Below are 14194 nucleotides of genomic sequence, written 5' to 3'. Positions count from 1 at the left end.
CAATGATTTAAAAACCTTTGTATTGATCTTCCTCACGCTCTATTTCACTAACTCGTATTTTTAAGTCATTCTTTATTTCGTCCATGATCATCATGGTTTCGTGAAAATTTCGTTTCGCTTCTGTGTCTTGCGTACGTAATGCCAAACTTGAAAACATCGCCTCAATACTTTTTATACTAGAAAGGCACTGTTTCACCTGTGAACCAACTGTCATCCTTCATTCTCCTTTATCCTTTTGGTTTAAAAAGTAATGCTCCAATCATCCCGAAAATGATGGCAGCCGATATTCCTGCACTTGTCACTTCAAACATCCCAGTGACCACTCCAACCAGTCCATGTTTTTCCGCTTCGTTCATTGCACCATGAAAAAGGGAGTTACCGAAACTAGTAATCGGAACAGTTGCCCCAGCACCTGCAAAGTCAATGAACGGTTCATATAAACCAAACGCGTCCAAAAGTGCTCCAAGTACGACAAACGTACATAATGTATGAGCAGGAGTGAGTTTAAAAACGTCAAACATGATTTGACCGATCACACAAATAAGTCCGCCTATGACAAAAGCCCAAAAGAAAATCATGGCTGATCTTCACCTCCATTCTCTATTGATACCGCATGAGCAATACAAGGAATCGTTTCTTTCTGCTGAAAACTAAGTGGCGAAAGTAAGGCACCAGTTGCAACGACTAGGACCCGATTCAATTCCCCTTTTTTCATTCGGTTTAAAATATGTCCGTAAACAACTGTTGCTGAACAACCGGCTCCACTTGCACCTGAAAGTACCGGTTGTCCTTCCCGATAAATGATGAGACCACAATCCTGATAATTTTCTTCCTTAATTGGTGTGCCATGCTTTTTAAATAAATCAAGAGATACCTCTCGACCGATATGTCCTAGATCCCCTGTCACGATCAAATCATAATAAGATGGATCGACATTTCTTTCTTTTAAATGGGCCTCGATTGTATCAACGGCAGCTGGTGCCATCGCACCTCCCATATTAAATGGATCAGTTAACCCCATGTCCACAATTTTGCCGATAGTTGCTGAAGTTACTTGTGGACCAGATCCCGTTGAACTGACTAATGCTACACCCGCACCTGTAACAGTCCATTGTGCGGTTGGGGGCTTTTGGCCACCATACTCAGTTGGATAACGAAATTGCTTTTCAACAGCCGCATTATGACTGGACGCACCAGTTAATATGTATTTTGCACCGTTATAATTTACTAAAAATGCAGATAGCGCTAATCCCTCCATAGAAGTCGAACAAGCCCCGAACAAGCCTAAGTAAGGACTCCCTAATGTTCTAGTAGCAAAGCTTGTTGGAGTGATTTGATTGATGAGATCGCCGCCAAGAAAAAACTGTATCTGATCCTTTTGTAGATTGGCTTTTTCGATTGCCTTTTGGCAAGCTTCTTCTAGCATCACTTGATGTGCTTTTTCAAACGAATCTTGATTAAGCCATATTTCCCCATGAATCAAGTCAAAATCTTGTGGGATTTTACCCTTTGCTTCGAATGGTCCAACGACTGTTCCCGTTGAAATAATGACTGGCTTTTGATCAAATATCCATGTTCGATGACCAATCAGCATTACAGTCCCCCCCACGTAATAAGAATTGTCTTAATGGTAGCGAGAATGAAGGCGGAAAAAACACCAAATAAAATGACTGAACCTGCCAACTTAAACATATTCCCACCAACACCTAGTACAAATCACTCTGTCCGATGTTCAATCGCTGCAGAAATTACTGCATTTCCAAACCCAGTCACAGGAACGGCGGAACCAGCCCCACCAAATTGGGCAATTCTGTCATAAACTCCAAATCCCGTGAAGAGCATGGAAATAAAAATGAGTGTAGCAACCGTTGGGTTTCCGGCTGTTTGATCTGTAAAATCAAAAAAATATATGTAAAAGGTCTGTATCCCTTGTCCAATTAGACATATGATGCCACCCGTTAAAAATGCATTGATACAATTTTTAAATAAGGGGCGTTTTGTCTCCCTTTGTTTTTGAAAATCTTGATATTCCTGTTGTACTGGAGTTAATTTTTTCTTCTTTTTATTTGCCATAAGCTACCCTCACTCATTATCATGCTTCCTCTTTCATAAGACGTTTTATATTCCCAAATTCCTTTTTTAGCCCTTTTTCCCCAGCCTTCCCTTCTTCAAGCTTTCTCTCCAATATATCTAATTCTAAAAAGATTTTTTGATCGGTTGATACTTCAATTTTGTAATCGGGGTATTTCTTTTTTAACTCTTCTTTCACATTCTTTTCAATGGTTTTCAGTTGAAATCTATCTATTTGTGGTACTGTTATTGCGATAAGCAGTTCTTTATCGGTATTGACCCCACGAACTCCAGTGACGTCATCCCTTTTGATGACTAACTCTTTAGCTTGGTTCGCCGTTGATTGATTTGTTGACTTTTTTGCACTTATGTTGGTTATCGATGTGCTTTGATTTTTGACAGAATCAATATTTTCTTTGCACCCGGTTAATAACCCAAAGACTAAAAATATAAAAACACCATAACAAAAGAAGTACTTTTTCATTTATACCAATCCCATCCCATAGCATTCCAATTCAAGAAAAGGTTGGTTCCATTAACCAACCTTGATTTTAGACCTATTCTTGTTGATATTGTGGTTCTTCCGCATCTAATTCTTGTAAACGCGGGTTAAGACTATCCACAATCATTTGGGTTTGCTGTGCAGCAGTTTGATACATTTGTTTTGCTTGTTGGTTTTGAGTTTGAAGAGAAAATTGTTCAAGGCTTGCTTGTGCACTTTTCAAACCTGCGATTGTTTGTTTGACTTGACTTTTAACTGTCATATCCTTTCCTCCACATTTTCTGACGTTTCGTAAACACCTATAGAATTTGTAATATAAGGTCATTTTATATAAACCATTTTTTTACAATTTAACAGGGCGTTCATAATTTAAAATAATTGTGGGACACAGCAAGTCTCTGCATCTCTAGTAGGATTAAAATAAGACATCAATTTTTCCAAAGTGGATAATTGATGTCTTTTGATTTTTCTATTTCGTTGTCAGTGGAATATTTAAAATATCTTCTTTTGACCCATCTTTTGCGGAATAAACAAATAGTTCGATTCTCACTTCATTTTTAGGTTGAGCAATAGTTGTTTTATCAATCTTGATCTCAAAATCCCCCCAAGAAGGTGCTCCTACCGTCTGGTAGTGGTCTTCAAGTACCTTTTCTTCACCATCAAAAAGAGCATAGTCAAAAACACCCTCAAAAACTTGAGCTTTTCCGGTTATGACGATTTGGTTATCCGTCTCGGAAACCTTTACATCTTTGAAAATTTTGTTTTGGTATACCTTTTCTTCCGAATCCGGTGCTACATCATTTTCCGTATTTTGTTCAGTGTCATCTACATTATCCTCTTCTTGGGTTGTTTCTTCATTATTGTTTTCAGCAGGCTGTTCCGTTTCATTCACCTGCTCATTATCATCTGGCTGATTTGATTGGTCGTTTTGACTACATGAGGCTAAGATCGTGGCAATGCTAAACACAATAATATAGAATAGAATTTTTTTCATATAAAAACCCCTCCTCAATAAATTTTTATCTCTCTTTATTATTCTGTGTATTTGAAGGAAAAAAATACCTTGGAGAAGGAAGAAGTGAGAACTCCCTTTGAATTCGTTTTATCTTGAACTAAAAGTTGTCCAGATTGTTACGTTTTTTGCATATAAATAAAACACGTTACTTAGACAGGAGAGTATTTTTTATATGACATTTTTTATGAAAGCAGTTGCTATACTAGTAGGTAGCATTACAATCGCAATGGGGATAAACCTTTTTTTAATCCCAAACAAAGTTTTAGACGGCGGGATTATTGGTTTAGGTTTGATTATTAGTTATCTATTTCATACAAATGCTGGGTTCTCGATTATGATGTTGAGCATTCCTATTTTTGCGATCTCATGGTTTAAATATCGTTCCTATTTTTTTAATAGCTTGCATGGTATGCTTTTGTCTTCATTATTCATTGACCTTTTTCACAATTTAAATCAAATGCGCATCCATATTTCACCGATTCTTAGCTCAATGACTGGTGGAATTTTGATTGGGTTTGGTATTGGGCTTATGCTTCGGTTTGAGACTAGTACTGGTGGGACTGATTTATTAGCTCAGTTCCTCTCAGAAATCGTAAAAATGAATGTAGGAATCATCATTCTTATTATAGATATTTTTGTTATTTGTCTAGGAGGTTTATTCGTTTCGAGTGAAACTTTCTTCCTTTCGGCAATCACTATTTTGGCTGGCGGCATAACCACAAGTGTTTGTACATGGAATTTGAAAGGCAATCATTAACAATAGATTTACAATAAAAAGCACAAGCTTTCCAAATGGAAAACTTATGCTTTTTCCTATAATGGTATTAAATTTTCAACTGTTTTAAAGCGATAATTCTTGTAGCAATGAGTGTACCCATGTCGGAAATTTACCTTTGTAGTCCCTTCAGTATATGTATCATTATAATTGTATACTTTCTCCTGCCACATATCGATTACGTCCCGCACCAACACCGGCTATTGTCATCAATATTGAAATCGCAATAAAAATGACTAATGGCATTAACCATGATTGTGTATAATCGAATAGAAATCCAACTAGTGTAGGGCCAATGGCAGCTAATAAATATCCGATGGACTGGGCCATACCAGATAAATTTGCGGCTTGTCTTGAGTCTTTTGTACGTAGTCCAATCATTGTGAGTGCTAAGCTAATACTTGCACCTTGGGCTGCTCCAATACAAATAATAAATATAATCAGAAGGATATTTGTTTGCGCAAACATAAGCCCCATTATCCCAGTAAGGTATACGATTCCAATTACACATACCATCATTTTTTGGCTTTTTAATCGGTTTGCAACGACAGGTGCTAGGAACGTAGTTGGTAGGCCAACTAGTTGCATTAATGAAACCATCCAACCCGCAATCGATAACTGCATTCCATGACTTTCTAAAATTTCCGGCAACCATGCAACTGTACAATAAAATAAAAAAGATTGTAATCCCATAAACAATGTTACTTGCCAAGCAATCGGTGAACGCCACATTACGCCATTTGAGGATGGACCACTATAAGAAGCTGATATTTTATGGTTGTTACGTAATTGAGGTAACCAAATAATCATAGCGATAACTGCAAGTACTGTCCAAAAGGCCAATGCCCATTTCCAACCTAGGGATTGACCCTTGGCTAAAGGGATACTGACTCCCGAACCGAAGGCAGCGAAGGTATTCATCGCTGTTGTGTAAATACTTGTAATGATTCCAACTTTTAATGGGAAATGAAGCTTTACAATACTTGGTATGAGGACATTGCCAATTGCGACACCAACTCCTACAAGTAACGTGCCTAAAAAGAGCGTCGGTGTAAAGCCTAAAGATCGCGTGATAATGCCAATGCACAAGACCATTAATCCTAGAAAAATAGTTCTCTCATTTCCTATCATTTGTCCAAGCTTAGGCGCAAGAATGGAAAGGATCGCAAAGGAGATTAATGGAAGTGTTGTGATGAAACCCGCTACCCCATTAGAAATACCTAAATCAGAACGAATTAATTCAATTATGGGCCCGACTGATGTAATTGCTGGGCGCAAATTAAAAGCTACGAAAATAATCCCTATTATAAGTAAAGCTTTAGAGATGTTTGCATTTTTAGAAACCATCTACACCACCACTCCGCTTCTACAACGATATCGGTCATTAAGGAAGACTGCTAGAAAAAGAATTTTTCGTGTGAGCAATTCCTAATAATCATAGCCTTTTTATTATAATATGAAAACTGTTTTTATTATAAAGCATGATTTGGCACAAGAACTTCTTACACAAACAATATGGAAATGGAACTGTAGTATTCGGGTTCTTGAAAACTATAATAATGTTACTCCACGAAATGGAAAATACAGTCCGGAAATATTAAAAAAGAAAATCAGATTTGAAGAATACTTTTTCAAAATGTAAAAACGGACTCACCATAATCGATGAGTCCGTGTCTATTGAGTATTTAACCACCAAGTATATGTATTTGGTGGAGACGGTGGGACGTGCTTTTCCATGCTTTCGTCATGGCACTGACTATATCTTGAACCTGAAAGTTTCAGGTCCTCCGGCGTCTTATACGAAATATATTTTGTACCTGTTCAGGTAGAATTTCGCATCCTAGTACTACCATGATTTCATGGCAGCCTATAAGTCGATACACGGCTGTTAGATTGCTCTACATACCGCTCGGCATTGCCTTATCGCATCAAGTACGACTTAGGTTTCACCGATAAAGCCGGATTATCACTTATGTGTTACCACATAAGGCGACTAATTACTAATCGAACCCACGTCCAAAGATATTGGCACTTAAGCATCTACGAGTGTAGTCGATATATTAGCGTTTCGCTCACCTCTAGGCCTATCGACAGGCTTCCAAGCAGCTAGTCTGGTTGTTCTCTTCCTTTGTCCTCAGACGGCGAACTCCGGCGTAGCCCACTTAAAGTGAGTCCCTGACCCTACCACATGGGCGATGGAGGGAGGAACCGCTATAGACTGTTATTAAGCAGCTAAAGCGAGGTTGTTGTTTTCTTTGCCAGTTATTGGCTTTGACGTTTTAACGAGGCCGATCCCCTCGACTCGCAACTTAAGCTCAAACTACCCCTGTCGAATCCGTAGCGTCCCCATTATAAAATGATAATGATGAACTTAATCATCAGTTATCTGGGTGTATCGGATGAAGTGTTCTTGCTTACGTTGACTATTCAATTGTCAACCACATGTCTTATTATAACACATGTCCTCACAATTTCAATTGTAAGTTATTGTAAGAAGTGGCAGATTACATTTTCTGTCTTTCTCTAAAGGCACGCTCGATGTCACGTTTTGCTTCTTTTTTCTTGAGGTCTTCACGTTTGTCATACTTTTTCTTACCTTTACCAAGACCTAATAAAAGCTTTGCATAGCCATTTTTTAAATAGATCTTAATTGGAACAAGTGCATAGCCTTCTTCTTTTGTCAGTCCAATCAATTTGTTGATTTCTTTTCGATGAAGTAGTAGCTTACGTGTCCGCAGTGGATCATGATTATATCGGTTACCTTGCTCATAAGGGCTAATATGCATGTTATACAGGTATACTTCACCATTATGAACGCGTGCGTATGAATCCTTTAAGTTTGCACGACCATTTCGCAGGGATTTGATTTCTGTCCCTTGAAGCACGATTCCTGTTTCATAGGTTTCTTCGATAAAATAATCATGATTTGCTTTTTTGTTTTGTGCGATTACCTTGCCTGCACCTTTTGGCATATTGATTTCCCCCTTAAGACGGTACCTTCTATTTTAGCAAATAATGGACAACATCTCAAGGAAAGGCTTATTGATTGCAAGGTAAACTTGCTTCTTGATCACTTTCAACAAACCAAGATATGATGGTCGTGCTGTCTCTTACGTTATGCGATTGGATTTTCTTTAATAATGCTTGAACCGCATATTCATTTGAGCGGTCTAAAAATTCTTTCTGTACCTTTTCAGGATGATTATAAGGTAAACCAGGACATTCAATTAATCCATCTGTCGTTAAAAATAAATGGTTATTGCCTTTCCTTAGTTCCTTTCGTCCTGAACTGTAGCATGGGACAGGCAGTTCGAAGGTGTTCACCTGGCCGATCCATTCAAAAAAACGTCGTTGATTCACTTGATATTGTCCGAGTTTCGCAAGCTCTGGATGGAACAAATACAAAATACAATCGCCAACTGAAAACCACCAAATGTATTTATCTTTTCTTAGGACAATTAGGCAGGAGGTGGATCCATTCACTTTCCTGCACGAAGCTAGGAATTCGGGATTTTGAAAAATTTGAAGGATCCTATCTTCAATATTCTTAAAGGCTTCTTTAGGTGACCCTGATAACAAAGATTTTAGTGAACCTTTTCGTTTCGAAAATTCCTGTACAATCAATTTTGCACTTTCAGCGGTGTGATGTGCATCAAGGAGAATCACGAACTCCCAATCTTCCTGTTCATTCTGCCAGATAAGGCACCCATCTTCATTTTTCACTTGACCGGCTAAAGAATTGCCACCGAATCGGCCTATGGTTATGTTCCCTTGTTTTTGAACCGATAATGTATCCATGAAATGATTCTCTGAACCAACCCAATAATATTCATTCATCGCTATCACTTCCCCCATAATTCATACAAGTATAAGTCATTCAGTTTAAAAATGGAATATTTTTCATATAAAAAGATCCAGTGCACGAAAGCAACTGGTGATTCCTACAAGGAAATTAAATTACTTGTTCGAAAGGCAATAATTACCCCAAACCCAATAATTTATAAGGACTCCAATTATTTGTTCCAGTACAAAAAAGTACTCCACCTTAGTGAAGTACTCTTACCTTATCTTTTCTTTTTCCGTTTCTTGCTTTTTTGTGGTGGTACATTATCATACTTTTTCTTTTTCTTTCGAGGCTTCCGCGTTGACCATTCGCCGTCTTTGTCACTTCCGCGTTTCTTGTCATCCTCATTTGGTTTGCGACGATTTCTGCCTTTTTCAGACTTAATGATTGTCGGCTGTTCCTTTGAAAACTTGCGGCGACTGCCTTTCATGCCGACAACCTCAAAGTCAACTGAGCGCTCGTCTTTATTGACATTGATCACTCGAACCGTAATTTCATCCCCAATTCGGAATATATTCCCGGTCCGTTCTCCAATCATTGCATAACTTCTCTCATCATATCGATAGTAATCATCGGTAAGATAGCTGACGTGAACAAGTCCTTCAATGGTGTTCGGTAGTTCAACAAACATGCCAAAGTTCGTCACTGAACTAATGATGCCATCGTATTCCTCACCGATTTTATCCATCATATACTCTGCCTTTTTCATGCTATCTGTTTCACGCTCAGCTTCAACCGCACGGCGTTCCATATTTGAAGAATGCTCTGCAATTTCCGGGAGTTTTTCTCTCCATTTATCCTGGGTCGCATTGTCGAGCTTTCCTTGAATCAAATAGGTACGAATTAATCGATGGACGATTAAGTCTGGATAACGTCTAATGGGTGACGTGAAATGCGTGTAAAAATCCGTTGAAAGCCCAAAGTGTCCGACACTTTCTGGATCGTACTTTGCTTGCTTCATTGAGCGCAGCATGACAGTTGAAACCACCATTTCCTCTGGCTTCCCTTGGACGGCTTCAATTACTTCCTGCAAGGCACGAGGGTGAATCGAATTTCCAGCACCCCTTACAATATAACCAAAGTTCGTGATAAACTCTAAGAATCGTCTGAGCTTTTCTTCATTCGGATCTTCGTGAATCCGATAAATAAACGGAACGTTCATCCAGTGGAAATGCTCCGCAACCGTTTCGTTGGCAAGCAACATGAATTCTTCAATTAAACGTTCACCAACTGAGCGCTCCCGTAAGACCACATCGTATGGTGCACCCTCATCATCGACAAGAACTTTTGCCTCTTTAAAATCAAAGTCAATTGCACCGCGCTTCATTCGTTTTTCGCGAAGGATCGCAGCTAGTCTTTCCATATCTTCAAACATTGGAACAAGTGGTTCGTAGCGCGTTCTGAGTTCTTCATCCTTATCGGCCAAAATGCTGTTTACATCCGCATATGTCATTCGTTCCGTTGTTTTTATCACACTTTGAAAAATATCATGCTTCACAACGGTACCGTTCCCATCAACTTCCATCTCACAGGACAGCGTTAAACGGTCCACTTTTGGATTTAAGGAACAAATGCCATTTGAAAGACGATGTGGAATCATCGGAATTACGCGGTCAACAAGATAAATACTTGTTCCACGGTCACTTGCTTCTTTATCGATAGGAGAACCTTCTGTCACATAATGTGTGACGTCCGCAATATGTACACCAAGCTTGTAATTCCCATTTTCAAGCTTCGTAACCGTTACGGCGTCATCCAAATCTTTTGCATCAGCGCCATCAATCGTCACGATAACTTCATTTCGTAAGTCGCGTCGATTTTCAAGCTCTTTTGGATCGATGGAGTCAGGCGTATTATTCGCTTGCTCCAATACTTCTCCCGGAAATTCCTCTGGGAGTCCGTGCTTATGAATGACAGAAAGAATATCAATTCCAGGGTCATTTTTATGACCTAAAATTTGAATAACTTCACCTTCTGCACTCATTCGTCCTTCAGGATAGGTTACAAGCTGTACAACTACTTTATGGCCTTCAATCGCACCATTTGACGCTTGCTTTGGAATAAAAATATCATTGGCAATTTTTTTATCATCTGGAATGACGAAGCCGAAGTTTTTACTCTCGGTGTATGTACCAACAATTGTTTTGATGCCATGTTCAATAATCCGGACAACCGTACCTTCTTTCCGTTGACCGGAAGATTCAGAGTTGATCCGAACAAGCACAGTATCGCCATGCATTGCATTTTTTAACTCATTTGGTGGAATGAATACGTCATCCATTGTTTTGTCATCCGGCACGACAAAGGCAAAGCCCTTTGCATGCCCTGTGAGTGTTCCACGGACAAGGTTCATTTTTTCCGGAAGACCGTAGCGATTACTACGTGTTCGGACGACTAACCCCTGTTCCTCCATTACGACAAGGGCTTTGACAAACTCTTTAAAATCCTCAGACCCTGAGATACCAAATGCCACCTCAAGCTCTTGGACGGTTAACGGTTTGTATGCTTCTTCCTTCATAAAGTCTAATAATTTATTAATATGCTCTTGGATTTCCTGTTCCATTTTTTATCCCTCCCGTTACCAATCTAACTGCTCTAAAAATGCATAGACATCTTCATGCAGCTGGTCACGTTCTTTATCTAGGGTGATGACATGTCCTGATTCCTCATACCATTTGATCTTTTTAAAATCATTTTCAATTGCTTCATATATAATATTCGCACTGTCAGGATTTATCATTTTATCATGACGTGCTTGCGCAACAAAGGTCGGAGAATAAATCATATCGACATTGTTACGTACTTCTGCAATTAGATTCTGTAGTGCTTTTAACGTATTCATTGGGGTCTTCTTGAATTCTTCGATTTCCTTGTCGATTTGCTCAGGAGATTTCCCCTCAAATCGTTTGTATTCACGTGCAAATTCAACAACACCCTCATACATAACTTCCTCACTTTTTAGATACATGGGAGCACACATTGTCACAATCCCTTTTATAGGTACAGTGTAACCCAATTTTAGGGAAAATACCCCGCCAAGTGACAATCCGGCTACTGCAATTTTTTCGTATCCTTTATTTTTTAAAAATTGGTAGGCGTTCGTGACATCTTCCCACCAATCCTCAGGACCGGTATGCACCAATTCTTCCGGTGGGACACCATGGCCTTTATAAATAGGTGCATGACACGTATAGCCTCTATTCTCAAGGAACCTCCCCAGCATCCTTACGTCTGCTGAATTTCCAGTGAAACCATGTAGTAATAAAACCGCTCTTTCTCCTCCTTCAAAAAAGAAAGGCTGAGGTAATTTGATCTTCATTATGTATAACTCCTTTATAATGACTTCCTTATTTTTATTTTGCGCTTTTTTCGGTATTCTACTATCGTACCGGAAAGTACGTTTTAAGCGCAATAAAAAAGGCTAGACATCACCTGTCTAACCCTCTTTTCAAAAAATTTTATAGTTCAAAGTAAGATACCGCAATTGTAAGAACAAAGAATAATACCGCTAGGACTACTGTGATACGCTGTAAAACCGCATCAAGGCCACGAGCCTTTTGTTTTCCAAATAATTGCTCAGCCCCACCAGAGATAGCCCCAGATAACCCTGCGCTTTTACCAGATTGTAATAACACCACTACGATTAACCCGATACATACGATTACGAGTAATGTAACAAAAATTCCATGCAACATATAAAACGACACCTCCTGAACAAGAACGCATATGACGTTAAAATAAATGTACCATAAAAGTCCCATGTGGACAATACTGCATTTTCTGACAGAATTCAAATAAATGAAAAAGGGATTATGGATTGATTTATCATCTGGCTTATGAAGTGCTTTTCTCTGTCCAAGTTCTTGGTTCGAGTTTTCATCTCGCTTATGATGACCTTTTCGTTTGCCTGAGCTCTCGGTTTGGGTCTTCATCTTGCTTGTGATAACCATTTCGTTAGCCCGAGCTCTCTATTTTTGTCTTCATCTTGCTTATGATAACCTTTTCGTTTGCCCGAGCTCTCTATTTTTGTCTTCATCTTGCTTATGATAACCTTTTCGTTTGCCCGGGCTCTCTATTTTGGTCTTCATCTTGCTTATGATAACCTTTTCGTTTGCCCGAGCTCTCTATTTTGGTCTTCATCTTGCTTATGATAACCATTTCATGCGTATGGGCTCTCGGTTCAGGTCTTCATCCCGTTTATGATGACCTTTTCGTCGATCCAGGATCTCATTTTGGTTCTTCATAAAGTTAAGGTTTTCCCCATCACCTAATTTCCAACGATTCACTTCATGATTTCCTTTAGAAACGTCCATATTAAAATTGACTATCTTGAAAGGAATGATGAGAAGTGATCAACTTGGATTTTGATGCGTTTATTAAAGAGCAGAAAAAGCACAAAACGAATTACTTAGGCGAGAATACGCAACAAGGTAAGCAAAAGAAGCAGCAGGTGAAGAAAGAGAAGTAGGTATTGCATTCAACCTAGTGGAATTGCGCTTTATTTTTCGGAATTGCGCTTTAATCTGCCGGAATTGCGTTTTAATGTAACTGAATTGCGCGTTAATCTGTATAATTGCGCTTTAGCCCACCGGAATTGCGTTTTAACCAAAGCCGAAAAAACCACTACCAACTAAAAAAACGACAAGCACCCACGCTTGTCGTTTTCCTGTTTATTAGATTAGCCTCTTAGGTTATAGAAAGATGCTAAGCCGTTGTATTGAGCTGTTTCACCAAGATTGTCTTCAATACGTAGTAATTGGTTATATTTTGCAACACGGTCAGTACGTGATGGAGCACCAGTCTTGATTTGGCCAGCGTTTGTTGCTACAGCGATGTCAGCGATTGTGCTGTCTTCTGTTTCGCCAGAACGGTGAGAGATAACTGCAGTATAGCCAGCGCGTTTTGCCATTTCGATTGCATCAAATGTTTCAGTTAATGTACCGATTTGGTTAACTTTAATAAGGATTGAGTTTCCGATGTTTCTTTCAATACCTTCAGCAAGTTTCTTTGTATTTGTAACGAATAGGTCGTCTCCAACTAGTTGAACTTTTTTACCAAGACGCTCAGTTAGAAGTTTGTGGCCTTCCCAGTCGTTTTCGTCTAAACCATCTTCAATTGAGATGATTGGGTATTTTGATACAAGATCTTCATAGAATGCAACCATTTCTTCAGAAGTAAGAACTTTGCCTTCTCCTTTAAGATGGTATTTACCGTCTTCTTTGTTGTAGAACTCAGAAGATGCAGCATCCATTGCAAGGCGTACTTGCTCACCAGGCTTGTAACCTGCTTTTTCGATTGCTTCTACGATTGTTTGTAGAGCTTCTTCATTTGAACCAAGGTTTGGAGCAAATCCACCTTCGTCACCTACAGCTGTGTTTAGGCCTTTTGCATGTAACACTGCTTTAAGGTTGTGGAAAATTTCAGCACCCATACGAAGTGCTTCTTTGAAGTTTTCTGCTCCAACAGGCATGATCATGAATTCTTGGATGTCCACGTTGTTGTCAGCATGCTCTCCACCGTTGATGATGTTCATCATTGGTACTGGAAGAGTTTTTGAGTTGAATCCACCAAGGTATTGGTATAAAGGAATTTCTAAGAAATCAGCTGCTGCACGAGCTACTGCCATTGAAACACCAAGAATTGCGTTAGCACCTAATTTACCTTTGTTTTCAGTTCCATCAAGCTCGATTAATGCGTGGTCGATTGCAACTTGGTCAGTTACATCGAAACCGATGATTTCTGCTGCAATGATTTCATTTACGTTGTTTACTGCTGTTTGAACACCTTTACCAAGGTAACGGCTCTTGTCGCCATCACGAAGCTCAACGGCTTCGTATTCACCAGTTGAAGCACCACTTGGTACTAAAGCGCGGCCGAATGCACCTGACTCAGTATAAACTTCAACCTCAACTGTAGGATTTCCACGAGAATCTAATACTTCACGAGCGTATACATCTACGATAATTGACATTAAAAATCTCTCCTTTT

The 14194-nt window shown here is 39.2% G+C and carries 15 protein-coding genes, 1 other RNA gene and 1 pseudogene; 1 reads left to right on the top strand and 16 read right to left on the bottom strand.

Going from position 1 to position 14194, the window contains the following annotated elements; translation table 11 throughout:
• Positions 1-7: 7 nt before the first annotated feature.
• The 7 genes and pseudogenes from E1I69_RS04835 to E1I69_RS04805 form a co-directional block, all read right to left on the bottom strand.
• Positions 8-214, bottom strand: coding sequence for a DUF1657 domain-containing protein (locus tag E1I69_RS04835; protein ID WP_136378467.1), 207 nt, complete (start codon positions 212-214; stop codon positions 8-10).
• Positions 215-227: 13 nt separating this feature from the next.
• The gene (gene spoVAE / locus E1I69_RS04830) at positions 228-578 is read right to left on the bottom strand and encodes a stage V sporulation protein AE (RefSeq protein ID WP_116352846.1); all 351 of its coding nucleotides are present in this window, start codon (positions 576-578) and stop codon (positions 228-230) included.
• Positions 575-1594: a stage V sporulation protein AD gene (gene spoVAD / locus E1I69_RS04825; protein WP_136378466.1), complete on the bottom strand. Its 1020-nt coding sequence runs from the start codon at positions 1592-1594 to the stop codon at positions 575-577. The genes spoVAE and spoVAD overlap by 4 nt, the downstream gene beginning before the upstream one ends.
• A pseudogene (spoVAC, locus tag E1I69_RS04820) lies at positions 1594-2073 on the bottom strand (stage V sporulation protein AC). Before spoVAC ends, spoVAD begins: the two are co-directional and overlap by 1 nt.
• Before the next feature lie 19 nt (positions 2074-2092).
• Positions 2093-2554 (bottom strand): YhcN/YlaJ family sporulation lipoprotein, encoded by a 462-nt coding sequence (locus E1I69_RS04815; protein ID WP_136378465.1) that lies wholly within the window; start codon positions 2552-2554, stop codon positions 2093-2095.
• Between the two features lie 73 nt (positions 2555-2627).
• The gene (locus E1I69_RS04810) at positions 2628-2834 is read right to left on the bottom strand and encodes a DUF1657 domain-containing protein (RefSeq protein ID WP_116352842.1); all 207 of its coding nucleotides are present in this window, start codon (positions 2832-2834) and stop codon (positions 2628-2630) included.
• 207 nt (positions 2835-3041) lie between these two features.
• On the bottom strand, positions 3042-3566 hold the full coding sequence (locus E1I69_RS04805; protein ID WP_136378464.1) for a Gmad2 immunoglobulin-like domain-containing protein: 525 nt from the start codon (positions 3564-3566) through the stop codon (positions 3042-3044).
• A gap of 193 nt (positions 3567-3759) precedes the next feature.
• Here E1I69_RS04805 and E1I69_RS04800 point away from each other — a divergent pair, with 193 nt between their 5' ends.
• Positions 3760-4344, top strand: a complete 585-nt coding sequence (locus E1I69_RS04800; RefSeq protein WP_136378463.1) for a YitT family protein — start codon at positions 3760-3762, stop codon at positions 4342-4344.
• Between the two features lie 162 nt (positions 4345-4506).
• On the opposite strand, the gene E1I69_RS04795 is transcribed toward E1I69_RS04800, so the two are convergent.
• The 9 genes from E1I69_RS04795 to eno all read right to left on the bottom strand — a co-directional run bounded on the left by E1I69_RS04795 (position 4507) and on the right by eno (position 14177).
• Positions 4507-5709: a CynX/NimT family MFS transporter gene (locus tag E1I69_RS04795; RefSeq protein WP_136378462.1), complete on the bottom strand. Its 1203-nt coding sequence runs from the start codon at positions 5707-5709 to the stop codon at positions 4507-4509.
• A 654-nt stretch (positions 5710-6363) separates the two neighbouring features.
• Positions 6364-6702: a transfer-messenger RNA gene (gene ssrA / locus E1I69_RS04790) on the bottom strand.
• Positions 6703-6866: 164 nt separating this feature from the next.
• A complete protein-coding gene (smpB, locus tag E1I69_RS04785; protein ID WP_136378461.1) occupies positions 6867-7334 on the bottom strand; it encodes an SsrA-binding protein SmpB in 468 nt (155 codons plus the stop codon).
• 67 nt (positions 7335-7401) lie between these two features.
• Positions 7402-8199 (bottom strand): protein phosphatase 2C domain-containing protein, encoded by a 798-nt coding sequence (locus E1I69_RS04780; RefSeq protein WP_136378460.1) that lies wholly within the window; start codon positions 8197-8199, stop codon positions 7402-7404.
• 227 nt (positions 8200-8426) lie between these two features.
• Complete coding sequence (gene rnr / locus E1I69_RS04775) at positions 8427-10769, bottom strand: ribonuclease R (RefSeq protein ID WP_136378459.1); 2343 nt, start codon at positions 10767-10769, stop codon at positions 8427-8429.
• Positions 10770-10784: 15 nt separating this feature from the next.
• A complete protein-coding gene (locus E1I69_RS04770) occupies positions 10785-11525 on the bottom strand; it encodes an alpha/beta hydrolase (RefSeq protein WP_136378458.1) in 741 nt (246 codons plus the stop codon).
• A gap of 139 nt (positions 11526-11664) precedes the next feature.
• A complete protein-coding gene (gene secG / locus E1I69_RS04765; RefSeq protein WP_431731857.1) occupies positions 11665-11901 on the bottom strand; it encodes a preprotein translocase subunit SecG in 237 nt (78 codons plus the stop codon).
• Between the two features lie 450 nt (positions 11902-12351).
• Positions 12352-12492, bottom strand: coding sequence for a hypothetical protein (locus E1I69_RS24345; RefSeq protein WP_154670395.1), 141 nt, complete (start codon positions 12490-12492; stop codon positions 12352-12354).
• Between the two features lie 392 nt (positions 12493-12884).
• Positions 12885-14177, bottom strand: a complete 1293-nt coding sequence (gene eno, locus E1I69_RS04760; RefSeq protein WP_116353413.1) for a phosphopyruvate hydratase — start codon at positions 14175-14177, stop codon at positions 12885-12887.
• Between the last annotated feature and the right edge of the window lie 17 nt (positions 14178-14194).

This window comes from Bacillus timonensis, from assembly GCF_004799755.1.
In the GTDB taxonomy this organism is placed as follows: Bacteria; Bacillota; Bacilli; order Bacillales; family Bacillaceae_L; genus Ferdinandcohnia; species Ferdinandcohnia timonensis_A.
The sequence above is the reverse complement of the archived record's forward strand: the minus strand, read 5'-3'. Positions and strand labels throughout refer to the sequence as shown.